The following is a 23933-nucleotide window of genomic DNA, read 5'->3' on the forward strand; positions in this document are numbered from 1 at the left end:
CGGGGCAGGCAAGGTCCCCAGCGCATCGACAGGAGAGCCCCTCGTGCCGAAGTCACGTATCCGCAAGAAGGACGACTACACGCCGCCGCCCACGCGGCAGCCGCAGAGCATCCGGCTGACGAACCGCAGCTGGGTCGCCCCGGTCATGCTGGCGTTCTTCCTGATCGGACTCGCGTGGATCGTCGTCTTCTACGTGACCGAGACCCAGCTGCCGATCGAGGCGCTGGGCAATTGGAACATCGTGGTCGGTTTCGGCTTCATCGCCGCGGGATTCGGTGTGTCCACGCAGTGGAAGTAGCACCTCTCGACCTCTGACGGAAGCTCTCCCCATGAGTTATCCACAGCGTCATCCACACCTGAGGAAAAGACAGAAGATCTGTGGATAACTCTGTGGAGAGTTGACGCCGGTGTGATCAGGTGAGTTCCGCCGTGCGGACCAGCACCAGGGCCGTGGCCAGCAGGAACACCCCCGCACAGGTCCCCCACTGGACGAGTGCGCGCGTCCTGCCGACGGCGGGCGTGAGCATGCCCAACGCCACCAGGGCGCCGGTGACCAGGCCGCCCACGTGGGCCTGCCAGGACACGCTGAGGCCGGTGCCGAGCGGTACGAAGGTCAGCAGCAGCATCAGCGCGACCATGACGAGCACCGGGCGCATCTCGTACCGCAGCCGGCGCACCAGGACGACCGTGGCGCCCAGCAGGCCGAAGACCGCGCCGGACGCGCCGAGGGTCGGGGTGTTCGGCGCGGTCAGCAGATAGACGAGGGCGCTGCCGCCCAGGCCCGACAAGAGGTAGACCGTCAGGTAGCGGGCCCGGCCCAGTGCCGCCTCCAGCGGGCCGCCGATGACCCACAGGCCGATCATGTTGCCCGCGATGTGCCACAGCTCGGTGTGCAGGAACACCGAGGTCAGCAGCCGGTGGTACTCGCCGGTGGACACGCCCTCGACGGGGCCGGGTGCGAACGCGAACTCCCGGTAGCGGCCGATCAGCTCCAGCTGGACCGCCAGGGCCGGGTCGATCGCGGCCACCAGGAACACCAGGACGTTGATCCCGATGAGGATCTTGGTGACGAGGTGGGGGTCGGAGGCGACCACCCCGCCGGCGATGGTCCGCGGCGCGTTGGCGGTCGGCGGGTGCCCGGTGCCGGAGCCCTCACGGACGCACTCGGGGCACTGGAAGCCGACCGAGGCGCTGATCATGCAGTCGGTGCAGATGGGGCGCTCGCACCGGGTGCAGCTGATCCCCGTGTCGCGGTCCGGGTGGCGGTAGCAGCCCGGCAGACGGTCGGTGTCCATCGGTTCCCTCGATCGGCGGCGAGGCAGGGGTGCGCCCCGCCGGTCCGTTATGCCCCATCACTTCATACGCATGCAGGACGGACGGGCGGGGCGGAAAGGTTCCCGGAGCCGTCAGCGCCTCTCGACGACCACGGACTTGATGATCACGTCGTCCAGGGGGCGCTCGGTGCGCGGGTTGGTGGCGCTGCCGGCGATGGCGTCCACGACCCTCTGGCCGGCCGGGTCGGTGACCTCGCCGAAGATGGTGTGCTTGCGCGTCAGCCAGGCGGTGGGCGCCACGGTGATGAAGAACTGCGAGCCGTTGGTGCCCGGTCCCGCGTTGGCCATGGCGAGCAGGTAGGGCTTGGTGAAGGCCAGGTCGGGGTGGAACTCGTCGGCGAACCGGTAGCCGGGGCCGCCGGTGCCGTTGCCGAGCGGGTCGCCGCCCTGGATCATGAAGCCGCTGATGACGCGGTGGAAGACGGTGCCGTCGTACAGCGGGTCCGTGGTCTTCTGACCGTCGGTGGGGCGGGTCCACTCCCGCGCGCCGGTGGCGAGCTCCACGAAGTTCCGGACGGTCTTCGGAGCGAAGTTCTCCAGCAGCTCGATCTCGATGTCGCCGTGGGTCGTCTTCAGGGTGGCGTAGAGCTTCTCGGCCACGGATCTGCCTTCCATAGTCATCACTGTCGGTCCAGATGGTCGCACGGAGCGCTCCGCAGCACTGAAATCCTCCACCCGTATGCCCTGTCACGCATGCCTCTCGGTAAGAGGACAGGCATGATCCGACAAAGGGTGGAAAGGTGAACTGTGTCCGCCACCGAGGAGGAGGATCCCCGTGACCCGCAAGGACAGCGTGCGCCTGGCAGCCGAGAGCGCCAGGGAAAGTTTCCTGCACGCGGCGGAAGTGGTGGCACCGTACGCGGAATCCGCCAGGGACGCCGCGGTGCACTACGCCCAAGAAGCCAACGAACTGCTCGCGCCGAAGGTGTCGTACGCGGCCGACGCGGCCGCCCGACAGGCGCGTACGACCTACGACAGCCATCTGCATCCCCGGCTCAAGGCGGCGCGCGCGCACGTGCCGCCGCACGTGGACCGGGCGGCGACGAAGGCGGTGCACCAGACCCGCGTCGCCGCGCGGCAGGCCGCCGACTACACCCAGCCGCGGATCGAGAGCGCGCTCGCGGCCGCCACACCGGTGGCCGAGGAGGCCGCCTCGCGGTCGGTGGCGGCCATCGCGGCGCTGCGCGGCCAGATCTCGGCCAAGGAAGTGCAGAAGCTGGTGCGGCGCCACGAGCGGCGGGAGCGCCGCAAGGGCCTGCTCAAGGGTGTCGTGGTGATCGGCGTGCTGGCCGGCGCCGCCTACGCGGCGTGGAAGTGGTGGGACCAGCAGTCGAACCCGGACTGGCTGGTCGAGCCGCCCGCGGCCACGGAGCTGTCGACGCAGGACGCCGCTCCTGCGAGCTTCGACGACGAGCTCGCGGCCAAGGAACGCGAGTCCGGTCCGGCTGCGGACGACCCGCAGCGCTGAGCGTACGGACACGCGGAAGGGGCCCGGATCCGGCTGGATCCGGGCCCCTTCCGCGTGGGTGCTCAGCCGGGGAGGGTGAGGACCGTGCCGGGCCGGATCAGGTCGGGGTTCGGCCCGACGACCCCCTTGTTCATGGCGTAGAGCTCCCGCCAGCGGGCCTCGTTGCCCAGCTCGCGGCGGGCGATGGCGGAGAGCGAGTCGCCGGCCTGGACGGTGTACGTGCGCTTCTTCGCGGTGGCCCCCGGCTTGGGCATCGGCGCGGCGGGCACGGCCTTGTGCGCGGCCGACGTGGGGGAGGGGGTGTGCGCGGCGCCCGCCGGCGCGGCGGGCGCGGGACCGGGCTTCGGCATCGCGGCGGGCTTGGGAGGGGCCGGCACGGCCTTGTGCGCGGCGGACGTGGGGCTGGGGGTCGCGGGGGCGGGCGTGGGCTTGGGCTTGGGCGGTGCGGCGGCCGCCATCCGCTCGGCGGCGGCCCTGGTGGCCGCGGCGGCGTCGGCGGCCGAGCTCGCGGGAGGGGCGGCCCGCGCGGCCGGCTGCTGCTCCACCTGCTCCTTCCCCTTGTCGGCGGCCTCGTGTTCCTTCTTCTTGTCGGACTTCAGGAAGTCGAAGAGTCCCATGTGCGTACGCCTCCGGCGTGAGGGTGCCCCCCTGGGCTCGGTGCCTTCCCCCACTGTCGGACACGGGGCGCGGGGTGGCCCTGTGACACGGCCATCCGGGCGACCTCCGGCGGTGCGCCGCGCGGCGCCCGCGGTGCTCCGGCCTGCGGCCGGGAACGGCCCGGGAAGGGAGCGGGAACGCGCGGCCCCAGCATCGTGGGACACGATGGAGGAGAATTCTGTGATCATCAACCAGTCCGCGGAGCGGGTCGTGCTGGTCAGGCCCGGACCGGGGCTCGTGAGCGCCGCGGTCGTGGCGGGCCTGGACGTCTGGGTGGTGTCGGACAGCGGCCCGTGTCCACCCCGGGCACGGCTTCCCGCCGGGCTGCCCCCGCAGCGACTCCTCCAAGTGGACTTCGCCGACACGGCCGCGCTGCGCGCCCTGTTGTCGGACACGGTCGTCGAACACGGCATCGGACACGTCCTGTACCTCGCGAGCGATCTCGAGAAGGGTCTCGGCAGCGGGGCGGCGGCCGCGGCCGGGGAAGTGCTGCGGGAACTCTCCGCATGCCCGGAGACCCCCTCGGGCCGGCTGCCGGACGTGGTGACGATCCGGCGCATCCTCAACGAGAGCCGGACCTCGGCCGTACGCGCCGAGGAGGCCAGGTCCGTCGCCGAGGCGCGCTCGCTGGCGGAGGACTTCCCCCTGCCGGTGGTCATCAAGTCGGCCGACAAGGCGGGCTGTTGGTGGACGGTTCCGGTGCACGACCGGCGTGCGCTGGACCGGTGGGCCGAACAGGCCGTCACCGCACGGCATTCGGCCCCCTATCTCGTCGAAGAGCTCTTGACGGGAGCCAAGTTCCGTGTGGAGACCCTGACGGTCGACGGAATGCACCTCGTCGCCGACATCACCCCCGAGGGGAACGCCGTACCGCTGCACGAGACGGAGCAGGCCGGGATCCGTGCGACGGTGCGGGCCCTGCTGGATCTCGCCGGTTACGAATCGGGCACCACGCGGACGGACGTGCTGGTCAGCGCGCGGGGATCGCGGATCGCGGCGGCCACCGAGCCCGACCGGGAACGGGCCGGTAACGGCCGTTCCCGGTCCGCGGCCGGGAGCGGTATCGAGAGGGGAACGGACCGGTAAGGGCTACCGCCAGTCTGTGTCCTGTCGAGAGCGGCCACCGCACCACACGGGAGCCGCACCGGTACACAACGTGGGGGTTCAACACATGCGCAGCAAGCTGGCCGGACTGATCGGGATCTTCGCGGCGACCCTCGTGATCGGCGTCGGTGTGACGGTCCAGTCCACGGACGCCGGTCAGCCCTCCGGGTACGAGGTCCTCGCGGACGACAAGGGCCCCGGCGCCCCCTCCCCGGGCCCGACCACCCGCTGAGCAGCCGCTCCCCGCGCACCACGCGGACGTGCCCCGCACCGGATTCCGGTGCGGGGCACGTCCGCGTGCCGGGTCAGTACGTCCGGCGGTGCTCCGGCAGACCCATGAACTCGAATAACTCCTCGGCGGCCGCACGGTGTCCGGCCGCCTCCGGGGAGCGGCCGAGCGCCTCCGCCGCACGGGCGAGGCCCACCAGGGCGGACGCCTCCTCGGCCCGGAAGCTCATCGGGGCGGCGATCTTGTGGGCGTGGGCGTGCAGGGCCAGCGCCTCCTCGTACTCCCCCCACGTCATGTGGAGCCGGCCGAGGACGTTCTCGACCTTGGCGAGCCGGATCGGGGCGCCGCTCGCACGGCCGAGGAACAGGGCCCGCTCGGCGAAGGAACGGGCCTGCGTGCCGTCCCCCCGCTCCTGCGCCACCTGGGCGGACACCGCGAGCACCAGGGCGACGTCCCCCGGCGACCTGGTCTCGTCGCACAGGTCCCGGGCGCGCTTGAGGGTCTCGTGCGCGTCCGTGTAGTCGCCGAGGCCCACCTGGGCGAAGGCCAGATCGGCCAGGGCCACGATCTCGTTGCTGCGGTAGCCGAGGTCGCGGCCGATCCCGATCGCCCGGCGGGCGGCCTGGGCCGCTTCCGGGTAGCGGCCCCACCGCTCGTACAGCGTGCTGAGGGTGGTCAGGTTCTCGGCCTCCGCGCGCGGGTTGCCCAGCTCCCTGGACATGCCGAGCGAGCGCTCCAGGAGGGGCAGCGCCTCCCCGTACCTCCCGAGCATCGACAGCAGCAGCCCGATGGTCGATTCGCTGTGCGCCTCGGTGTGCCGGTCCCCGGCGCGCATCGCGGTGTCGCGCGCCTCCCTGGCCACCTCCAGCCCTTCCTCGAAGCGGCCGAGCTTCCAGCAGGCCGCGCCCAGATTGGCGAGGCTGATGCCGAGGAGCGCCGGATCGTCGAGCCGGCGGGCGGCGGCGACCGCGAGGTGGCCGACGCTCCAGAACTCGTCGAGCTGTCCGCGCGCGTGCAGGTGGAAGCCGACGTTGCGGCTCAGGCAGGCCGCGTACCGGTCGTGGCCGGAGCGCTCGGCGAGGGACACGGCGGCCAGCAGCCCGGCCTGTTCCCGGTCGAACCAGCTGACGGCCTGCTCGGCCAGTGTGAAGGCCGGCCGCTCCCCCTGGTAGGGCGGGATGCCGGTGGGCCGGCGCTCGCGACCGGGGAACAGCACCTCGCAGGCGGCGTTCGAGGTCGTCAGGTAGTAGCCGAGCAGCCGCTCGACGGCCGCCGCGTCGTCCTCCGCCGTCGCCGGTCCCCGCAGGCTCTGCGCGAAGCTGCGCACCAGGTCGTGGAAGGTGTAGAGGCCGATGTCGGGCTGCTGCACCAGGTGCACGTCGAGGAGGAACTCCAGGGCGTCCTCGGCGTCCCGGACGGCCGTGCCGAGCAGGGCCGCCGCCGAGTGCACGTCCGTTCCCGCGCACGGGTACAGGCTCAGGATGCGGAAGGCCGTGCGGTACTCCTCGTCCATCGCCAGGTACGACAGGCGCAGGGTCGCCGCGACGCTGCGCTCGCCCGAACTCAGCTCGTCCATCCGGCGTTTCTCGTCGCGCAGCCGCTCGACCAGGTAACGCACCGTCCAGCGCGGTCTGTTGCGCAGCCGGGCGGTCGCGATCCGCAGGGCCAACGGCAGGTGTCCGCACAGCTCGGCCAGTTCGGCGGAGGCCTCGGGCTCGGCGGCCACCCGGGTCGTGCCGAGCGTCTCGGTCATCAGGCTGGTGCTGTCCTCGGGCTCCATCATCCCGATCGACACCCACTCGACGCCGTCGAGGTCCAGCAGCCGTCCCCGGCTGGTGATCAGGACCAGACAGCCGGGCGAGGCCGGCAGCAGTGGCCGGATCTGCGCGGCGTCGACCGCGTTGTCGAACAGCAGGAGCATCCGCCGGCCGTCCAGCCTCGAGCGCCACAGGGCCGTGCGGCCCTCCAGGTCCTCGGGGATCCGGTCGCCGGGCGTGCCGACGGTCCGCAGCAGGCTGTCGAGCGCGCTGGCCGGTGAGACGGGCCGGCCGCCCGGGGTGAATCCGTGCAGGTCGATGTGGAGCTGCCCATCGGGATACCCCCCGGCCAGGCGGTGTGCGGCGCGGACGGCCAGGGTGGTCTTGCCCATGCCGCCCATGCCGTCGATGGCCACGATCCGGGAGTACCGCTCGGCGCCCCGGCCCTCGTCCTGTACGTAGTCGAAGAGTTCGGCCAGTTCCTTGGCGCGGCCGGTGAAGTCGGGCAGGTCGTACGGCAGAGTGCACGGGGCGTCGGTCGCCCCCGTCCCGGCCGCCGCCGGCTCCGCGGGAACCGGCTCCGGCGACCCGGCCGCCGCGGGCTCGGTCGCCGCCCGTACGGGAACGGCCGGCTCGGGCGCCGGCGGTACGGGGGCCGCCTGCTCGGCCGGTTCCGGCCGAGCGGGCACCTCGGGTACGGGCGCCACGGGTACGGGCTGCGGGCGCTCGGGCGTGGCCAGTTCGGGACTGTCCCGCAGGATCGCCTCGTACAGCCGGGACAGCCGCGGTCCCGGATCGATCCCGAGCTCGTCGACGAGGAGCTCGCGGACCTCCCCGAACTCCTTGAGCGCCTCGGCCTGTCGGCCCGAGCGGTACAGGGCGAGCATCAACTGACCGCGCAGCGTCTCCCGCAGCGGGTGCTGGGTGATCAGCGCGCGTAGCCCCGAGATGAGCTCGCCGCTCTCGCCCAGCGCCAGGCACAACTCGTAGCGTTGTTCGGCAGCCGCCAGCCGACGCTCTTCCAGCGCGGTCGCCGCGGCCTCGATCACCGGCCCGCCCGCGCCGGACAGCACCGATCCCCGCCACAGGGCGAGAGCGGACCGCAGGTACTCGGCGGCCTCGGACCGCCGGCCCTCCCGCACGGCCCGGCCCGCCGCCCTGGTCAGTGCGTCGAACTCCAGGAGGTCAACCTGGTCGTCCGCCACCACCACGCGGTATCCGGGCCCGTCGGTCGCGATCACCGCGTTGCCGGCCGGTATGCGCCGCCGCAGATCGGCGACGGCCTTGCGGACCTGGTGCGCCGCGGTCACCGGCGGGTCCTTCTCCCAGGTCGCCTCGACCAATCGGGCGACGGGCACCACCCGGCCGGCTTCGAGAAGGAGCATGCACAGGACCCGTTCCTGTATCGCTCCCCCCAGCCTCAGCCGTACTTCTCCGTCCCACCCCTCAAGCGATCCGAGCACGTGAAAACGCGGTCTTCCCCCCACGGGATCCGCGCTCCGTCTCTCCCCGGATTCCGTATCCGCCCCCGGCATCGGCTATCCACCCCCCAAGAACACGACCCCTGGCCAGGTCATGTCACCCGGATCATAGGGGTTCCCCCTAGCAGCCGGTAAGCATCCGGTAGCAGATCAGGAAGGGCGACACAGACAGTTCATGGGCAGGCCGCAGGAGCTGGCAGCACACAGAACGAGTGCCAAAGGAGCAAGGTGTGGGAAGACTGGAGCGACCACTGGCCCCCGATGCCGGACCAGTCACCGCGTTCGCCCGGGAGTTGCGCAGGCTGCGGACCGCGGCCGGCAGCCCCGGATACCGCGACATGGCCACCCGGGCCATGTTCTCCGCCTCGGTGCTCTCCGACGCGGCCGCCGGATACCGCCTCCCGACCCTTCAGGTGGCCCTCGCCTTCGCGGAAGCCTGCGGCGGGGACCGCGCCACCTGGGAGCGCCGCTGGCACGAGGCGGCACGCGCCGACGGCGACGAGGGCGCGGCCCGCCCGGCGGCCAAGGCCGTCCAGCAGCACCAGGAGAACGAACTGCGCGCCGCCGACGTGCGCGCCGTCCTGCCGCCGCCCGCCCAGCTGCCGATGGAGGCTCGTCCCCTGGTGGGACGGATCGAACTGCTCCAGCGGGCCCGCGCGCTGACGGCCCCCACCTACGGCGAACAGCGCCCGTCGGGCCCGCTGCTGATCAGCGGTCAGGTCGGAGCGGGCAAGTCGGCCTTCGCCCTGCGGCTCGCCCACGAACTGGCGCCCGGCCTGCCGGACGGACAGCTCTACGCGAACCTGGACCCGGCCGCCGACGGACGCAAGGACGCGGCGGGCATCGCGGGCGGTTTCCTGGAGGCGCTCGGCATCCCCGCCGACCGCATCCCGAACGATCCCGGGCAGCGCATCGGGCTGTACCGCTCGCTGCTCCACCGGCGCCGGCTGCTCGTGGTGCTGGACGGCGTGCAGCACGAGCGGCAGGTACGGGAACTGCTCACCGCGGCGCCCGAGAGCCGCATCGTCATCACCAGCCGCTCCAGGCTGCTGGGACTCGACGGAATTGGCCGGATCAGGCTGCCCGCCCTGGACCGCGACGAGTCCATGGAGCTGCTCGCCCGACTGATCGGCGAAGACCGGGTCGGCACCGAACCGCGCGCCTGCCTGCGCCTCGCCGACGCGTGCGGGGACCTGCCGCTCGCGCTGAACCTGGCCGGCCGGCGCATCGCGGCCCGGCCCGAGTGGATGCTGCAGGACTCCGTGGCCGAACTGCTCGGCGAGGGGCGGCGGGAACCCGGCCGTTTCCTGGGCCGGCTACAGGTCGGGGACGACAGCCTGGGCAGCCGACTGGACAGCGCCTACCGGCTGCTGACCCCGTGGGCCCGCCTGATGCTGCGCCAGTTCGCCGGCTCCGAGAACCCGCCCTCCGTCGACAACGTCGTGTACGAGTCCACGGACGCGCTCGCCGTCCTGGTCGAGCGCTCAGCCCAGCCGGTGGAGGACCTCCTCGAACGCCTCCTCGACGCGGGTCTGGTCGAACACTCCGACCTGCCGGGGCAGTACGGGCTGACGCCGATGGCCAGGGCGTTCGCGCTGGCCCAGCCCGACCCGACGGAGGAGGAGCAGGTGCCCGTGGCGCGCGCCGACGTGCTCGCGCGGGTCTCCCGCTAGGTCGTCTCTTCCGGATCGTGCCGGGCGGCGCGGGCGAGGCAAGATCCGGAAGAGCCGGCCCAGGTCGCGGTCGCCACCATGGGGCGCTCCGCAGCTCGGCTTGCGGGGCGCCTTCGCGCGTGTCCGCTCAGGTCTCGGAGCGCCCGGGGCCCTGCCTGCCCGCCGCGTGGGTGATCGTGAGGTAGAGGTGCTCGTCGAGGATCTTGGCGAGGGAGATCCCGGGACGGCCGAGGTCGGCGCACAGGGTCCGCTCCTGCGCGTCGCCGCCCTCGGCGAGCGCCGCCCGCGCCCAGGCCCGGCCGGTCTCCAGGTGGCGGGCGAAGGCGGCCCCGTCCCGTACGCCGTAGAGCCGGTCGGCGATCGCCGCGTCCCACGGCATGACCGAGTCGGGGCGCAGGGCGTACAGCGCCTTGGACGCGGCGGTCGGGCCGAGACTGCGGCGGCCGATCGGCAGCGCGGCCAGGTCCTCGTAGGCCCGCGCGAAGCGGGAGATGTCCCGGGGGGTGAGCCGGGACAGCGGCGCGTGCGGCAGGGGGTGGTGCCTCTCCCACCAGGCGGCGAGCCCGGCGCCGAACAGGTCGGGCTCCCCCTCCCGCGGGTAGCGGATCCGGCAGCCCCAGGAGTTCAGCCAGCGGTGCAGGGCGGTGCGGTGGGCGGCGACGGAGAGGTCGAGACCGGGCGCGGTCGCCTCGCGCAGCGCCAGCCAGCTCCGGTCCACTCCCGCGAAGCCGTTGAACACCTCGGCCGAGGAACGCAGTTCGGCGAGGGTGGGGGCGGGCGGGGGCGGCGGCGCGGCCGGGGCCAGGTGCGCGCGCGCCACCTTGGCCGGCACCACCATCCGCCAGGCCTCGGTGACCAGTTCCGTCAGCTCCTCCAGGTCCAGGGCCGCCATCCTGGCCTCGGCCCAGTCGAAGCGCAGGTCGGACGCGCGGGGCAGGAGGAACTTCGCCGGTTCGGCGGCGACGAGCGCCGCCCGCTCCTCCTTGGGGAAGGCGAAGCCCAGCTCGGTCTCGTCCCGGGAGAGCGCGAGGTAGACGATCTTCCCGATCCGGAACTTCACGCGGTCCCGGATCAGGTGCTCCTCGGTTCTCGGCAGGCTGAGCGCGAGCCCGCGTACGTCGTCCGTCGTGACCACCGTCTGCTCCTTCGTTTCCACCCTCGGCCGCCCGCTCACCGGCCCGCGAGCTGCGGGGCGACCGCGTCGAGCGGCGGCGCGTCGAGCGCGCCGAGCCCGATCGGCGACGGGATCCGGCCGGTCAGCCGGTCCGCCAGCGAGCGCGCGATGAGCGGCGCGAACTTGAAGGATGTGCCACCGCAGGCCGCGTACGCGTACGCGTCGCCGCCGAGGGCGACCACCAGCGGTCCGCCGGTCTCGGAGAAGGAGGAGTAGTAGGCGTCCTTGGCGGCGGTGACCCAGGCCGGACCGAAGCCGGGCAGCAGGTCCCCGAACTCCTTCTCCAGCCGGCGCTGCCAGTACGGATCGGTGGCGTGATCGGTGAGTTCGTCCACCACCCGGCAGGCGGTGGCCGAGGTCAGCTTGAGGGCCGTGCCCGCCACCGGCGGGATCAGCCAGGCTCCCCCCTTGGTGCCGAGGGCGGGGACGGCCGGGGTGGACGCCCAGGCCCGCGCCTGCTGCCGGGGCACCCGGCAGTAGAGGAGGGACTGGCGGAACAGCGTCAGCCGTTCGGCGACGGCCTCCGGCATCAGACCGCGGGACCAGGGGCCGACCGCGACCAGGACCGCGTCGGCGTGCAGCACCCGCCCGTCCACCAGTCGTACGTTGCCGCTCTCGCCGTCGACGGCGGTCACGGCCCGGTGCTCGATGAGCTCGATGCCGGACTGCCACTTCAGCCAGCCGACGCACGCGGCGAGGACCCGTTCGGCGAGCAGGACTCCCGCCTCGTCCTCGAGTACCGCGCCGAGACCGCCGTCGAGGCGCAGGTGCGGATAGCGGTCGGACAGGCCGGCCGCGGTCAGTTCCCTGACGCTGCCTCCGGCGTTGCCGAGCATCGCCGCCGCTTGCGCCGCCGCGGCGGGCGGCAGCACGGTGAGGGCGCCGACCTGTTCGTAGAAGCGGGTCAGGAAGAGCTCTTCCAGTTCGACCCAGCGGTGGTGCGCGCGCAGCGCGGCCGCCGTGGCCTGTGGATCCGAGGGGTGCAGGGCCCGCAGGATCCGGTGCTGGTCGAAAGAGGTGGCTCTGCTGTGCGGGATGGGGCCTTGGTCCACGACCGTGACCTTGTGTCCGTCGAGCACGCATTCGACTGCCGTGAGCAGGGCGATCACACCGCCGCCCACTACTGTCACCCTCGCCGACATCACACACCTCCTTTCCGTGTTCCGGTGCCGACGGGTCAGCTGTCGAGGACGATCGTGGTCAGTGCGGCGGCCTTGGCGAGGTGCTCCTCGCAGGCCGGCCGGTCGTCGCCGGCGCAGATCACGTTGGCGTACCGGCTGAGGTAGCCGTCCGGCGGCAGCAGCAGCGTCGTCCCGGGCCCGACCATGACGTTCGCCTCCAGCAGCCCCGGGGTGTCGGACGCGGCAGGCACGTCGACCGAGCGGACGGTGCCGTTCTGCGGCGGGTAGAGGAAGCGGATGCCCACGGTGCGGGACCGGGTCGGCGTCCACTCGGGCCGGGTGCCGCTCGCCACGTCCGCGGCCACCTCGCCCGGCTCGATCCCGGTGGCGAGACTGCCCAGGTACGGGATGAGGTCGCCGCCCAACCGGGCGTTCACCTCGATGATCACCGGACCGCGGGAGGTGAGCTTCACCTCCGTGTGGGTGATGCCGTAGCCGACTCCCAGTTCCCGGTGGGCGTCGCGCAGGATGCCCAGCAGTTCCTCGTCGGCGAGCAGCGGATCGGTGGCGCTGACGACGTGTCCGGTCTCCTCGAAGTAGGGCTCCAGGCCCACTTCCTTGTGCGCGAGGAAGAGCGGGGTCCACGCGCCGTCGAAGACCACGCCGTCGATGCTGATCTCGGGCCCGATCACGCACTCCTCGACCAGCGCCCCGCCCTCGTAGTCGCTGTTGCCGCCATGGCCGGCGGCGTCGGCGACCTCGAAGGCCGCGCGGACCGCCTCGGGGTGGTCGACCCGGATGACGCCGATGCTCGCTCCCATGCCGCGGGGCTTGAGCACGACCGGGTAGCCGAAGGAGTCGGCCGCCGCGAGCGCCTGGTCGGCGTCGGTCACGTAGGCGAAGTGCGGCTGGGGCAGTCCGGCGGCGGTCAGCAGCTGCCGGGTGTTGTGCTTGTTGCGGCAGTTGTCGGCGCCCCGCGAGGTCAGTCCGGGCAGGCCGAGCCGCTCGGCTATGAGCGCGGTGGTCACCACGAGCGTCTCGTCGTAGCTGAACACCCCCACCACCCGGTGTTCGGCGGCCACCGCCTCGGCGGCCTTGATCAGCCCCTCCTGGTCGGGCACCAGGCGTTCCTTGTCGAGCAGCCCGACGGTGGTCGAGCCGATGACGTACTCCGACTGCCAGGTCGGGTCCACCGCGTCCAGGATCCAGATCGGGCGCCGGCGGGCGGCTGCCGCGAGCAGGTACTCGCGGTAGGCCCGCTGTCCGCTGCCGACCAGGATCACCACGCCGTCATCGGTCGTCTTGGCGTCTTCCGTCATCTTCGTCACCTCGCGGAGTGGGTCAGGACCCGGTCGCCGGCCGTCGCGATCGCCGCGAGCTGCGGCTGGGCGATGGCCAGGTAGTCGGGGGTGGACAGGGCCACGGAGCGGTCCAGGCGGGCCGCGTTGAAGTAGATCTCTTCGGTGAGGATCAGGCCCTCGTCGACGACGAGGTGCAGATCGGGGTGGAAACTGAGCGGCATCACCGTGCCGCAGACGCTGCCGGCCAGGCGCTCGGCGATCTCCGGCGTCGCGAAGGCCGTCCGGCCGCCGCCGAACAGCGAGCCGACCGCCTCCAGGTCGACCTGCCGGTCACCGGGCACCACCGCGAGCACGTACTTGCCGACCCGCTTGGTGATGCTCACGCGGACGACGATGCACTTCGCGGCCTGCTCCAGCGGGTGGCCTCGCAGCACGCTCGCCAGGTCCGTGCGGCCTTCGGCGGGGTGGTCGATCAGGCGGTAGCGGGCCTGGTGCCCGTCGAGGTGGTCGAGCAGCCTCTGGTACATCACAGCTCCTCGCCGACGTAGTGCCAGTCCTCGGGATTGATCAGCCCGAAGGGGTTGACCGGGGCCACGCCCTGGAGGTTCTTGGCGACTTCCAGGAGCCGGAAGGGGAAGTTGGGCATCCAGATGACCGGGACCTGCTGCGCGATGTAGTCCTGGTAGGCGTAGAGGTCCTCCAGGTCGTCGCTGACGACCGTGCGCGCGATCAGTTCGTCGGCTTTCGGGTCGCTGTAGCTGCCGAAGTTGACCGAGGATCCGGTGGAGTAGAGGGCCTCTCCGGTGGGGTAGAAGCCCGGGCCGTAGCCCCAGCCGCCGTTCCAGTCGCTGAACTCCCACAGGCACGGGCTGTCGGGGCCCGGGGTGCAGGTGGTGTCCTCCAGGACCAGGACGCTCGCCTCGACCTCGGTGAGCTCGATCTCGATGCCGGCCTGCGCGGCGTCCGCGGCGAACTTGCGCATGACCGCGGTCAGCGTCTCGTGCCCCTTGGCGTACCGCATCGAGAAGCGCAGCGGGGTGCCGGCCGGGATGCCCTCTCCCGCCTCGCCGGGTCCGGTCCCCGCCCGGACGCACGTCCCCGGGGTGGTGCTGGTGTCCCAGCCGTTCTCGGTGAGGTAGCGGCGGGCCGCGTCGATGTCGAAGGGGTACGGGTCCTCGTGCGCGGCGGGCGAGAGCAGCGGGCTGTCCGGCAGGGCCGGGATGGGCCCGGTGGTCGGGTAGCCGTAGCCCTTGTAGACGTCGCGGATCGCGCCGCGGGAGTCGAGGCTGGACTGGAGCGCCTGGCGGAAGTAGAGCTGCTTGAAGATCTTTCCGGCGACGGTGGGGTTGTTGAAGTTGATCGGGAAGTAATGGATCTTGTAAGTGAGCTGGGGCACGAGGTCGTAGTGCTCGCCGAGCGGGTTGGGCCCGCCCAGCTCCGGGTCCTCGGCCGGTTCGGTGACCTCGTCGAAGGGCAGGAAACCGATCTGCACGCCGTCGACGGCCTCGGGGCCCCGGCGGAGCATCTCGTACTGGTCGGTGTCCGAGTCGGTGGGCACCAGCCGGAACTCGTCCAGGTAGGGCTTGTTGGGGCCGGAGTAGTGCTCGTTGGGCACCAGGACGCAATCGCCCGAGGTGCCGTCGATGGTGTAACTGCTCAGCTTCCAGGGGCCGTTGACAACGCTCCAGACGGGGCTGGTGTCCCAGCCCTTGCGCTCGTCGTTGCAGGCCCGCAGGTAGGCGTAGACCGCGGAGGCCTGGGCCGGGTCGTGGGTGGCGTCGGCCGGCCGGTCGTCGCCGGTGCGGTCCCAGGCCTTCGGCAGCGGGGTGATGGTGCTGAACTGGTTCATCAGCACCCAGTTGTGCGAGTAGGCGCGGTCGAAGGTGAAGCTCACCTTGTCCTCGGCGACCTTCTCGTAGCCGGCCAGGTTGTCCGGGAAGAAGCCCGGCGTGTAGCCGCCGAAGCTGTCCTTCTCGGCCTCCAGAAGGTGCATCCACAGCATCACGTTGTCGGCGTTGACCGTCTCGCCGTTCGACCACTTGTACGGCTTCACGGTGATCGTCGCCGTGCGTCCGTCCTCGCTCCACTCGGGCGGCTCGGCGAGGCTGCGCTCGTAGTCGACGGTCGGCTGGCCGCCGGTGCCGTACCAGTACAGCGGGCGGTACATCAGGGTCTGGAACTCGTGCAGGTTGGCCACCCCGTAGTACTCGCCGGGGGTGAACGGGAAGATGAAGACCGGGCTGAAGCCGCTGGTGCAGGCCCAGGTCACGCTGCCCCCGCGGAGCGGGGTGGTGGGCGGGGTCATCTCGGTACCTCCTCCAGTGCGGATTCGCCGCTGTCCGAATGGGCTCCGTAGCGCTCCCAGCGCTCGTTGAGCCGGATGCGTCCGTCGTCGAGGAACTCGGGGGTGCTCCAGCACCTGCCGGCGATCACCTCGCCGTCCGCGAGGACCATCGTGTAGGCGAATTCGAGGTTCCCGTCGGGCTCCACGCGGCCGTTCAGCGAGCCCCGGCGGACGGGGCCGCCGTCGAAGTCGGCCCAGAGCAGGTCGCCTTCCTGGCGGTAGTGGCCGACGGGGGCGTCCTCGCCCGCCGGGTATCCGGTGTTGCGGAAACTTCTGCCGTCGTAGTCGATCACCGGTGTCGTATCTCCTGAGTGATGCACTTGACCGCGCCACCGGCCTTCAGCAGTTCCGACATGTCCACGCCGTGCACCTCGAAGCCGCGCTCGCGCAGCTCACCGATCAGGTGCGTGGCGGTCTCCGTCAGGACCACGTTCAGTCCGTCGCTGACCGCGTTCAGACCGAAGGCGTCGGCATCGTCCCGAGTCGCGAGGATCGCGTCCGGGTAGAGCTCCCGCAGCACCTCCCGGCTCTCCTCGGAGAAGGCGGCGGGGTAGTACGTCACCAGGTCGTCGTCGAGGACGCACAGTGCGGTGTCCAGGTGGTAGAAGCGGGGGTCGACCAGCTCCAGGCCGACCACCGGCAGGCCGAAGAACGCGCGGAGCTCCTCGTGAGCGACGGGGTCGCTGCGGAATCCCGCACCGGCCAGCACGCGCCGGCCGGCCGGGGCGAAGTCCCCCTCGCCCTCGTTGACGTGCTCCGGGACGAGGACCTCGGGGTAACCGTGCCCTTCGAACCAGGCCCGGTACGCGTCGGCCTCGGCCGCCCGCTCCCGGTGGCGGAACCGCGCGATGAGCACCTTGTCGTCGATCACGGTGGCGCCGTTGGCGGAGAACACCATGTCCGGCAGGCCCGGGACCGGGTCGATGAAGGAGACCTCGTGGCCGAAGCCGAGGTAGAGGTCGCGGATCCGCTCCCACTGGGCCAGGGCCAGCCCGGCGTCCATCGGCTTGTCCGGGTTCATCCACGGGTTGATCGCGTAGCTCACCTCGAAGTGGGTGGGCCGGCACATCAGGTAGTGCCGCTTCGTGGCCGTACGCCGGGGGGTCTCAGCCATGCTCCGGCCTCATCTCGGTGCGGATCCGGCTGGCCACGATGTGGGCGGTGCTCAGCGCCTCCTCCAGCGACTCGCCCGTGGCACCCAGGAAGCCGAGGATGTTGTTCCCCGCCGGCGGACGCTTGATGACGGTCCCCGGCGTGGCCGTGATCTTCAGGAAGAAGACGGAGTCCGGGACTTCCGCGGGCACCTCGATCGACTCCACCGTGCCCGCCCCGCTGATCAGGCACATCGCGGCGGTGTGCACACCGGTCGGCGCGTAGTGCGAGACGTCGGGCCGGGTGCCGCGGGCCACGTCGACCACGCACCTGATGGGGTCGTGGCCGGCGCTGATGCGCGCCATGTGGTCCAGGCCGCCGCCGCCGGGACGGATCGCTATCTCCAGGATGAAGGGCTTGCCCTGGTGGAACCTCACCTCGGCGTGCAGCACGGACCGCCGCAGTCCCTGGGCGTGGGCGGCGTCCCGGACCACCGCGTGGACGGCGGCCACCTGCTCGGGGGTCAGGGAGCTCGGCGCGTGGTGGACGTCGTCGTCGAAGGTCCCGCTCTCCACGGTGATCCGGTCCACGATGGAGCCGAGGTAGACCTCGTCGTCCCAGGCCAGCGCCTCGATGAGGTGCTCGTGGCCGTCGAGGTAGCCCTCGACGATGATCCCGTTCGGGCCGAGGTCCAGGCCGTCCGCCTCCATCAGCGCCCAGGTCATGGTCTCGATGCCCAAGGTGGCGTCCGCGAAGCGGGCCGCCATCTCCTGCGGGTCGTCGACCTTGAAGACGAAGTTGCTGGCGGCGCCCAGGGTCGGCTTGAGGATCAGCGGGTAACCCAGCTCCTCGCCGGCGGCCAGCGCGGCCTCGACGTCGGGGGCGTACCGGAAGCCGGGGTGCGCCGCGCTGCCGCGCTCGTGCGCCTGGCGCATCAGCAGCTTGTTGCGGCTGGTGCGGGCCGCCTCGAAGCCGATGCTCGGCAGTCCGAGCGCCTCGGCGACGACCGCCACCGTGACGACCCCGGACTCCGAGAAGGTCAGGACCCCCTCGAACTCCTCCTCCGCGTGCCAGACCTTGGCGGCCGTGACGATGTCCTCGATGTGCTTGGATCCCGCGATCCGGTACCGCTCGGCGTCCCAGAAGTCCTCGCTGCCCAGTCCGTTGAGGACGTAGACCTCTGCTCCGAGCTCCTGGACCTGCTGGTAGCGGGAGATGTAGTAGGTGGCGTTCTGGCTGGCCTCGATGGCGAGCAGCTTCATCTCTGCCTCTCCCCTCAGACCTTGGCCGGGACGGACTCGCGGGCCTCGGCCTCGGCCTCGACCGTGGCGGCGGGCTCGCTGGTCCCGGCCGGGGCGGCGGGCTCCGCGATGGACTCGGACTCCGCGGCGGCGGCCGCGGCGGCGACCTCGCGGTCGTGCTTGCTGAGCGAGATCACGGTGATGGTGGCGATGACGACGACCAGGGCGGAGAGGGCGTAGAAGCCGTTCTTCACGTTGGTGCTGTCGACCAGGAGCGAGATCAGGACGACGGCGGTGGTGCCGGCGGCGAGGCCGAAGGCGTTGGTGGCACCGAAGACAAAGCCGGTCTTCTCCTCGGGCGCCGCGCTCATCAGGGCGGTGCGGGCGGAGATGCGTGCCACGCAGAAGGCGATGGCGGCGAAGGGGATGACGGCCATCATCGCGTAGAGGTGGATGGACTCCATGGACAGGAGCACCGCGAAGGCGAGGTAGCCGATCAGGGCCGTCTTCAGCACGGTGGCCTTGGAGCTGATCTTCTTGAAGGCCCAGGCCGCGAACAGCGCACCGATGCCGAACAGGGCGTCGACGATGCCGAGGTAGCCGGCGTTGGACTTGAAGCCCTCGATGACCAGGACCAGCATGATGCTGTTGCCGACGATGATGACGATGTTGCCGATGATGTAGAGCACCGCGAGACGGGCCAGCGGCGGGCGGGAGCCGGACAGCTTGGCGGCGGCGGCCGACGCGGCCTTCGCGGCGGCCTCGGTGACGGCCTGGCCGGCGGGGCGACGGCCGATGAAGAACAGCAGGGCGGCGGAGACCAGGAACGTGATCGCGTTGAAGTAGAAGAGCGACGTGGTGCCGACCCAGACGATCACCCAGCCGCCGAGGGCCGCCGAGGCGAGCGTGCCGGCCTGGATGGCGATCTCGGCGTTGCCGTTGAACTGGGCGAGCCGGGACTCCGGGATGCGCTCCTTGATCAGGGCGTTGCTGGCCGGGAAGAAGAGGGCCGCGGAGATCGACAGGATGAAGCTGGCGACGTAGCTGACGGTCGACGGGTTGCCGCCGAGGGCCAGCCAGAGCGGCAGACCGATCGCGGCGGCGGCGCTGGCCAGGTCGGAGACCATCGCCAGGGTCCGGCGGTCGAAGCGGTCGGCGAGCTTGCCGAAGAACAGGGAGAGCGCCACCTGCGGGATGGTGACGGCGATCATCAGCCAGCTGACCGCGAGCATCGTGTTGGCCTCGGTGAAGACCAGGTACGAGGCGGCGGTGAGCTGGATGCCGTTGCCCAGGTTGGTGATGAAGGTCGCGGGGATGAGCAGGCGTTCTGCCCGATTGGGACGGGGCGGGGCGATCGTGGACACAGTGCTCCTCGGAGGTCAGGCTCGGATGTCGGCCGGCTCGGCCACGGGCGCGAACGCCCCGACCGCGGTGGACAGGAGGGGGAGTCGCAGCGGAGCGACGGGGTCGGTGGTGAAGGCCCCGGCCGGCAGGGTCAGATCGGCCCCGGCCCGCTCGGCACGGGCCGCGAGGTCGACGAGCAGCGGAGCGGCGCAGGCCGTCAGCGTCCGGACGGCGAGGACCAGGTCACCGAGGTCGCTCGGGACGTCCGCGGCCACCCGGTCCGCCTGCTTCAGCAGCCGGTCGAGGTGGACGACGACCAGGTCCGCCGCGCGGTGGAGGCTGAAGCTCTCCAGCTCGTAGTGGGAGCGGAAGCGCTCGACGACGATGCCCGCGTGGTCGGCGCCGGTCCGCGACACCGGGAGCAGCGCGTCCGCCGGGACGTCGGCGAGCAGGTCCGCCACGCGGCGGACGAGCCGGTTCCACGGCTCGACCAGTCGCGAGCTCGCCAGGGTGTCGAGCGCCTCGCGGCTGAAGTTCGTCCGGGAGTGCTCGGGCGCGGTGAGCGCCAGGTAGAAGCGGACCAGGTCGCGGGGCACCTCGGCCACCAGATCGGCGGCCCAGACCACGTGGCCTTTGCTTGTCGAGAACTTCTGGTTCTCCAGCTCGTAGAACTCGTTCGACACGATGGCGTGCGGCTCGACGTACCGGTCGCCGTGCGCCATCAGCAGCGCCAGGTGCGTCATTCCCCAGAAGTAGACGTTGTCGAATCCGAGGAAGTACACGAGGTCGATGCCGTGCTCGGACAGCCAGTGCTCGTCGTACCGGTCGGTGTGCTCACCGAGCTGCTCGGCCGCGTACCAGGTGCAGTACATCGAGGCGGCCATGCCCTCGGCCCAGGCGTTGAGGACCTGGCCGGGCGTCTCGGTGAACGGCGCCGGGATGCCCCAGGCGGTGGGGTAGGTGATCGGGAAGTCCGGAAGCGGGCGCTCCAGCGCCTCGCGGACCAGCTGCGCGGTGTGCGGCCGCAGTACGTCCCGGTGCCTGACGTAGTAGTCGGCGAGGCGGTCGCGGTACTCCTCCATCGGCAGGACGAGGATCTGCGCCTCGCGGTGCGTGACCACGGCGTCCGGGTCGACGGTGGAGCGCGGACGCAGCAGCTCGTCGAAGTTGTTGGGGTGTCCGCACGACTCGCAGAGTCCGCCGCGGCTCTCCACCAGGCACACCGGGCAGTCGCCGGCGACCAGGCCCTCCATGAGGTACTCGCCGGTGGCCTCGACGTACGGCAGGCGCACGGTCTTCAGCCGGAACGCGCCGTCGTTGTGGAGGTCGGTGACGAAGTCGATGACGGTCTGCCGGTAGCCCTTGTCGAAGGGGGCGAACCCGTCCACGGAGATGCCCGCCGCCTCCAGGGTGGCGCGGATCTGCGTCGCGGAGCGCAGGGCCAGTTCCTCCGGCGTCAGACCCGCCTTGGCCGCGCTGGACACCACGTACGTCTGGCTGTCGTCGGTGCCGCTGGTGAAGATCACCGGACGGCCGGACGCCCGCAGGTAGCGCGCGTACACGTCACCGGCCAGGTACGGGCCCGCCAGGTGCCCCGTGTGCAGATCCCCGTTGGGGGTCGGCGGGGGCGCGATGATGACCGTACGGCGCGTCATGCCCGGGCTCCTTCGTGGCGTGCCGCGAACCGCTGCGTCATGTCGAGGTCCCACCAGACCGAATACATCTCGAAGTCCTCCGCGGACTCGTTGATCACCCGGTGGTCCGAGCCGGGGGCGAAGTAGACGATGTCGCCGGTCACGAGGGGTTTGCGGACACCCTGCGATTCCAGGACCGCGGTGCCGGAGACGGCGATGAAGATCTCGTACTCGTGGTGGGCGTGCGCCGTCGACGCGGTGCCGGGGCGTATCACGCACCAGGACCCCTCGAAGGGGGCGTTGAGCTCGGGCCAGGGCAGCAGACGCTGGGCGTCCAGTCCGTTCTCGTGCGTCAGGGCGTCGCGGTCGAGTTGCTTGGTGAGCATGGGGGTCGTTCTCTCCTCGTCAGGCGGGTACGGCTCGTGAGGGGCGCGCGGTGCTCAGACCGCGCCGGCGAGTGCCAGCTCGCGCTCCTGGGCCGGGATCTCCAGCGATCTCGTCCGGCGGTGCGCGAGGATGTCCTCGGTGATCTCGGCGGAACGGCCGGCGAGCACGCTGAGCAGCGAGTCGGCGATGCCGTGGGTGGCCTCGTTGACGCCCTGCAGGTAGCAGGCGGCGGTCGCCGGGCGGCCCAGGTCGAGCCGGTACTTCCGGCTCACGTTGATCTCTTCGAGACCGATCGACTGCGCGAGGGCCTTGACCGCCCACGGCATCTCGCGGACGAAGCCGGTGCCCAGGAGCACGAGGTCGGTGCGCATCTCCCGCTCGGCACCCGACTTGCGGTCGACGAGGGTCAGGACGATCTCCTCGCCGTCCATCCGCGCGCCGGTCACGTCGGTCATGGGGTGGAGCGCCAGGCGCTCCTGGCCGCTGCGGCGGTCCTGGTAGAACTGCCGGTAGAGGCCGTCGAGGGTGGCCGGGGACAGACCGCCGTAGTTGGAGCGGTACATCTCGGCGAGCAGCTGCTGGCGGGCCTCGGGCGAGGACTCGTAGAACTCGTCGATGAAGGACGTGTAGTACAGCTCGTTGGTGAACTTGCTGCTCTCGTAGCCGTTCAGCCCGATGGAGCGCATGATCATGGTGGGCCTGCACTCGGGCAGGTCCCGCAGTGCGGCGCCGAACAGCTCGGCCGCGCTCTGCGCCCCGCCGATGACCGCGACCCGGTGCGGCAGGTCCGCGCGCACCTCGGCGATGCGCTGCGTGTACTGCGTGCTGTGGATGACGCGCTCGGCCGGCAGGCCGTCGAACACCGCGGGGACGTGGGCGTCGCGGCCGGCGCCGATGACGAGGTAGCGGCAGCCGATGGTGTCGCCGTTGGCGAGGGTGACCACCCAGCCGGAGAGCTCGCCGTCCTCGCCGTTCACGGCCTCGACGGAGGTGCACTCGCGGCCGTATTCGACCTGCACGGTGGCGAGTTCGTCGGCCACCCACTGCAGGTACTCGGATATCTCACTGCGGTACGGAACGAAGCTGGCCAGGTTGACGAAGGCGTCGAGCCGTTCCTGCGAGTGGAGGAAGTTGACGAAGGAGAAGCGGCTGCACGGATTGCGCATGGTGACCAGGTCCTTGAGGAAGGAGACCTGGCTGAGCGCGTCGGGCAGCAGCATGCCGCGCTGCCACACGATGTCCTGCTCGCGCTCGATCAGCAGGGTGTCGCCGGCCAGCTCGGGGGCGAGCTCCTCGACGGCGACCGCCAGCGCGAGGTTCGCCGGTCCTGCACCGACTGCGAGCAGTTCGACGTTGCGATGCGCCATGGAAGTACCTCCAGATGGAACAGGTGGACAGGTTTGTACGGTCGGTCAGGACGGTTCGGGATCTCTTTCCCGTCCTTGCGTTGCCTCCCGAAACCGGGTGATGTCCACATTCCACGGGAGCGCCCGATTGCCCGGAAGCGAAGTCGGACACGGACAATCAACTCTGCGCAGGCCCTGGTCAGAGGGTTGATTGACCGGTGTTCCCGACTACTTCCGGTCAATGCGGAGCGCCTTTTCCATGGGCCGCAGTGATCAGTCGCGTTCGCGTTTCCGGCCGGCCCGCACATCCCGCGGGCGGCCGGGCTTCCCTCTCCACCCCATGATCAGGAGCCCTCGTGCCGCTCACCGAGCCCATCACCCCCGCCGGCGCTCTCTACCGTTCCGAAAGCCCCACCCGGGTCGCCACCCGCCGCCGTCTGCTGATGTGCCGGCCCCGGCACTACGACGTCACGTACTCGATCAACCCGTGGATGAACCCGCAGCACGCCACGGACAACGCCCTCGCGGTCAAGCAGTGGGAGGGGCTGCGCGAGCTCTACCTCGAACTCGGCCACGTGGTCGAGGAGATAGACCCCATCGAGGGCCTGCCCGACATGGTGTTCGCGGCCAACGGCGCGACCGTGGTCGACGGCAAGGTCTTCGGGGCCCGCTTCCGCCACGCGGAGCGCACCGCCGAGGGGCCCGCGTACCTGAGATGGCTGGAAGGCCGCGGCTACACGGACACCCTGTGGCCCGAGTACGTCAACGAGGGCGAGGGCGACATCCTCACCGTCGGGCGACGCCTGCTGGCCGGCACCGGATTCCGCACCGACCCGCGCTCACACGCGGAGGCCCAGGAGTTCTTCGGCCTCCCGGTCACCTCGCTGACGCTGGTGAACCCGGAGTTCTACCACCTGGACACGGCGCTGTCCGTGCTGTCGGACGACGAGGTCATGTACTACCCGGCCGCCTTCTCCCAGGGCAGCCAGGCGGTGCTGCGCGCCATGTTCCCGAGCGCGATCCTGGCCGACGCCGAGGACGCCGCCGTGTTCGGACTCAACGCCTTCTCCGACGGCCGCCACGTGCTGCTGCCCGCCGCGGCCACCGGCCTGCACGCCAAGCTGCGCGCGCGGGGCTTCGAGCCGATCGGGGTCGAGCTCTCCGAGCTGCTCAAGGCCGGCGGCAGCGTCAAGTGCTGCACGCTGGAACTCCGCGACCGCTGAGCGGGAAGGTGACGGCCCGAGCC

The 23933-nt window shown here is 71.3% G+C and carries 22 protein-coding genes; 6 read left to right on the forward strand and 16 right to left on the reverse strand.

What is annotated here, in order from left to right:
* The first annotated feature begins 43 nt into the window (after nucleotides 1-43).
* On the forward strand, nucleotides 44-298 hold the full coding sequence (crgA, locus tag ACFYP3_RS14655; RefSeq protein ID WP_030383881.1) for a cell division protein CrgA: 255 nt from the start codon (nucleotides 44-46) through the stop codon (nucleotides 296-298).
* A gap of 115 nt (nucleotides 299-413) precedes the next feature.
* Here the strand turns inward: crgA and ACFYP3_RS14660 are convergent, their stop codons facing one another.
* Together ACFYP3_RS14660 and ACFYP3_RS14665 are read right to left on the reverse strand one after the other, a co-directional pair.
* A complete protein-coding gene (locus ACFYP3_RS14660) occupies nucleotides 414-1295 on the reverse strand; it encodes a rhomboid family intramembrane serine protease (protein ID WP_388831551.1) in 882 nt (293 codons plus the stop codon).
* Between the two features lie 111 nt (nucleotides 1296-1406).
* Nucleotides 1407-1934, reverse strand: coding sequence for a peptidylprolyl isomerase (locus ACFYP3_RS14665; RefSeq protein ID WP_388831786.1), 528 nt, complete (start codon nucleotides 1932-1934; stop codon nucleotides 1407-1409).
* 175 nt (nucleotides 1935-2109) lie between these two features.
* Between ACFYP3_RS14665 and ACFYP3_RS14670 the strand changes: the two genes are divergently transcribed.
* The gene (locus tag ACFYP3_RS14670) at nucleotides 2110-2802 is read left to right on the forward strand and encodes a DUF5324 family protein (RefSeq protein WP_388831553.1); all 693 of its coding nucleotides are present in this window, start codon (nucleotides 2110-2112) and stop codon (nucleotides 2800-2802) included.
* 62 nt (nucleotides 2803-2864) lie between these two features.
* Here the strand turns inward: ACFYP3_RS14670 and ACFYP3_RS14675 are convergent, their stop codons facing one another.
* On the reverse strand, nucleotides 2865-3419 hold the full coding sequence (locus ACFYP3_RS14675; protein WP_388831555.1) for a LysM peptidoglycan-binding domain-containing protein: 555 nt from the start codon (nucleotides 3417-3419) through the stop codon (nucleotides 2865-2867).
* A gap of 205 nt (nucleotides 3420-3624) precedes the next feature.
* Between ACFYP3_RS14675 and ACFYP3_RS14680 the strand changes: the two genes are divergently transcribed.
* Nucleotides 3625-4545, forward strand: a complete 921-nt coding sequence (locus ACFYP3_RS14680; RefSeq protein WP_388831557.1) for a hypothetical protein — start codon at nucleotides 3625-3627, stop codon at nucleotides 4543-4545.
* Between the two features lie 85 nt (nucleotides 4546-4630).
* Nucleotides 4631-4795: a hypothetical protein gene (locus ACFYP3_RS14685; RefSeq protein WP_388831559.1), complete on the forward strand. Its 165-nt coding sequence runs from the start codon at nucleotides 4631-4633 to the stop codon at nucleotides 4793-4795.
* Between the two features lie 73 nt (nucleotides 4796-4868).
* Here ACFYP3_RS14685 and ACFYP3_RS14690 read toward each other — a convergent pair whose 3' ends face one another.
* The gene (locus tag ACFYP3_RS14690; RefSeq protein WP_388831561.1) at nucleotides 4869-7934 is read right to left on the reverse strand and encodes a BTAD domain-containing putative transcriptional regulator; all 3066 of its coding nucleotides are present in this window, start codon (nucleotides 7932-7934) and stop codon (nucleotides 4869-4871) included.
* A 326-nt stretch (nucleotides 7935-8260) separates the two neighbouring features.
* Between ACFYP3_RS14690 and ACFYP3_RS14695 the strand changes: the two genes are divergently transcribed.
* Nucleotides 8261-9703 (forward strand): NB-ARC domain-containing protein, encoded by a 1443-nt coding sequence (locus ACFYP3_RS14695; RefSeq protein ID WP_388831563.1) that lies wholly within the window; start codon nucleotides 8261-8263, stop codon nucleotides 9701-9703.
* A gap of 127 nt (nucleotides 9704-9830) precedes the next feature.
* Here ACFYP3_RS14695 and ACFYP3_RS14700 read toward each other — a convergent pair whose 3' ends face one another.
* Genes ACFYP3_RS14700 through ACFYP3_RS14755 form a run of 12 tightly spaced genes read right to left on the reverse strand, consistent with a single transcriptional unit; the run spans nucleotide 9831 to nucleotide 22708 of the window.
* Complete coding sequence (locus tag ACFYP3_RS14700; protein WP_388831565.1) at nucleotides 9831-10838, reverse strand: MmcQ/YjbR family DNA-binding protein; 1008 nt, start codon at nucleotides 10836-10838, stop codon at nucleotides 9831-9833.
* A gap of 35 nt (nucleotides 10839-10873) precedes the next feature.
* A complete protein-coding gene (locus tag ACFYP3_RS14705; protein WP_388831567.1) occupies nucleotides 10874-12019 on the reverse strand; it encodes an NAD(P)/FAD-dependent oxidoreductase in 1146 nt (381 codons plus the stop codon).
* Nucleotides 12020-12054: 35 nt separating this feature from the next.
* Entirely contained in the window at nucleotides 12055-13317 is a 1263-nt protein-coding gene (locus ACFYP3_RS14710; RefSeq protein WP_388831569.1) for an ATP-grasp domain-containing protein, read from the reverse strand.
* Nucleotides 13318-13322: 5 nt separating this feature from the next.
* Nucleotides 13323-13826: a YbaK/EbsC family protein gene (locus ACFYP3_RS14715; protein ID WP_388831571.1), complete on the reverse strand. Its 504-nt coding sequence runs from the start codon at nucleotides 13824-13826 to the stop codon at nucleotides 13323-13325.
* Nucleotides 13826-15604, reverse strand: coding sequence for an ABC transporter substrate-binding protein (locus ACFYP3_RS14720; protein ID WP_388831573.1), 1779 nt, complete (start codon nucleotides 15602-15604; stop codon nucleotides 13826-13828). Before ACFYP3_RS14720 ends, ACFYP3_RS14715 begins: the two co-directional genes overlap by 1 nt.
* Complete coding sequence (locus ACFYP3_RS14725) at nucleotides 15601-15936, reverse strand: hypothetical protein (protein WP_030707650.1); 336 nt, start codon at nucleotides 15934-15936, stop codon at nucleotides 15601-15603. Before ACFYP3_RS14725 ends, ACFYP3_RS14720 begins: the two co-directional genes overlap by 4 nt.
* A complete protein-coding gene (ddaH, locus tag ACFYP3_RS14730; RefSeq protein WP_388831575.1) occupies nucleotides 15933-16757 on the reverse strand; it encodes a dimethylargininase in 825 nt (274 codons plus the stop codon). Before ddaH (ACFYP3_RS14730) ends, ACFYP3_RS14725 begins: the two co-directional genes overlap by 4 nt.
* Nucleotides 16750-17997: an ATP-grasp domain-containing protein gene (locus ACFYP3_RS14735; RefSeq protein WP_388831577.1), complete on the reverse strand. Its 1248-nt coding sequence runs from the start codon at nucleotides 17995-17997 to the stop codon at nucleotides 16750-16752. The genes ddaH (ACFYP3_RS14730) and ACFYP3_RS14735 overlap by 8 nt, the downstream gene beginning before the upstream one ends.
* A gap of 14 nt (nucleotides 17998-18011) precedes the next feature.
* A complete protein-coding gene (locus tag ACFYP3_RS14740) occupies nucleotides 18012-19340 on the reverse strand; it encodes an MFS transporter (protein WP_388831579.1) in 1329 nt (442 codons plus the stop codon).
* A gap of 15 nt (nucleotides 19341-19355) precedes the next feature.
* A complete protein-coding gene (locus ACFYP3_RS14745; RefSeq protein ID WP_388831581.1) occupies nucleotides 19356-20975 on the reverse strand; it encodes a class I tRNA ligase family protein in 1620 nt (539 codons plus the stop codon).
* The gene (locus tag ACFYP3_RS14750; protein WP_388831583.1) at nucleotides 20972-21340 is read right to left on the reverse strand and encodes a cupin domain-containing protein; all 369 of its coding nucleotides are present in this window, start codon (nucleotides 21338-21340) and stop codon (nucleotides 20972-20974) included. The genes ACFYP3_RS14745 and ACFYP3_RS14750 overlap by 4 nt, the downstream gene beginning before the upstream one ends.
* 54 nt (nucleotides 21341-21394) lie before the next feature.
* Entirely contained in the window at nucleotides 21395-22708 is a 1314-nt protein-coding gene (locus tag ACFYP3_RS14755) for a SidA/IucD/PvdA family monooxygenase (protein ID WP_388831585.1), read from the reverse strand.
* Between the two features lie 335 nt (nucleotides 22709-23043).
* On the opposite strand from ACFYP3_RS14755, the gene ddaH (ACFYP3_RS14760) reads away from it, so the two are divergent.
* Nucleotides 23044-23910, forward strand: coding sequence for a dimethylargininase (ddaH, locus tag ACFYP3_RS14760; protein ID WP_388831587.1), 867 nt, complete (start codon nucleotides 23044-23046; stop codon nucleotides 23908-23910).
* The last annotated feature ends 23 nt before the right edge of the window (nucleotides 23911-23933 follow it).

Origin of the sequence: Streptomyces sp. NPDC005533 (genome assembly GCF_042871845.1) — a bacterium.
GTDB lineage: Bacteria > Actinomycetota > Actinomycetes > Streptomycetales > Streptomycetaceae > Streptomyces.

Excerpts from the sequence above, each read along its gene's own strand:
- ACFYP3_RS14750 (WP_388831583.1), bottom strand. The coding sequence starts at position 21,340 with ATGCTCACCAAGCAACTCGACCGCGACGCCCTGACGCACGAGAACGGA.
- ACFYP3_RS14705 (WP_388831567.1), bottom strand. The coding sequence starts at position 12,019 with ATGTCGGCGAGGGTGACAGTAGTGGGCGGCGGTGTGATCGCCCTGCTC.
- ACFYP3_RS14660 (WP_388831551.1), bottom strand. The coding sequence starts at position 1,295 with ATGGACACCGACCGTCTGCCGGGCTGCTACCGCCACCCGGACCGCGAC.
- ACFYP3_RS14745 (WP_388831581.1), bottom strand. The coding sequence starts at position 20,975 with ATGACGCGCCGTACGGTCATCATCGCGCCCCCGCCGACCCCCAACGGG.
- ACFYP3_RS14755 (WP_388831585.1), bottom strand. The coding sequence starts at position 22,708 with ATGGCGCATCGCAACGTCGAACTGCTCGCAGTCGGTGCAGGACCGGCG.
- ACFYP3_RS14680 (WP_388831557.1), top strand. The coding sequence starts at position 3,625 with ATGGAGGAGAATTCTGTGATCATCAACCAGTCCGCGGAGCGGGTCGTG.
- ACFYP3_RS14715 (WP_388831571.1), bottom strand. The coding sequence starts at position 13,826 with ATGTACCAGAGGCTGCTCGACCACCTCGACGGGCACCAGGCCCGCTAC.
- ddaH (WP_388831575.1), bottom strand. The coding sequence starts at position 16,757 with ATGGCTGAGACCCCCCGGCGTACGGCCACGAAGCGGCACTACCTGATG.
- ACFYP3_RS14685 (WP_388831559.1), top strand. The coding sequence starts at position 4,631 with ATGCGCAGCAAGCTGGCCGGACTGATCGGGATCTTCGCGGCGACCCTC.
- ACFYP3_RS14735 (WP_388831577.1), bottom strand. The coding sequence starts at position 17,997 with ATGAAGCTGCTCGCCATCGAGGCCAGCCAGAACGCCACCTACTACATC.
- ACFYP3_RS14710 (WP_388831569.1), bottom strand. The coding sequence starts at position 13,317 with ATGACGGAAGACGCCAAGACGACCGATGACGGCGTGGTGATCCTGGTC.
- ACFYP3_RS14720 (WP_388831573.1), bottom strand. The coding sequence starts at position 15,604 with ATGACCCCGCCCACCACCCCGCTCCGCGGGGGCAGCGTGACCTGGGCC.
- ACFYP3_RS14690 (WP_388831561.1), bottom strand. The coding sequence starts at position 7,934 with ATGCTCCTTCTCGAAGCCGGCCGGGTGGTGCCCGTCGCCCGATTGGTC.
- ACFYP3_RS14675 (WP_388831555.1), bottom strand. The coding sequence starts at position 3,419 with ATGGGACTCTTCGACTTCCTGAAGTCCGACAAGAAGAAGGAACACGAG.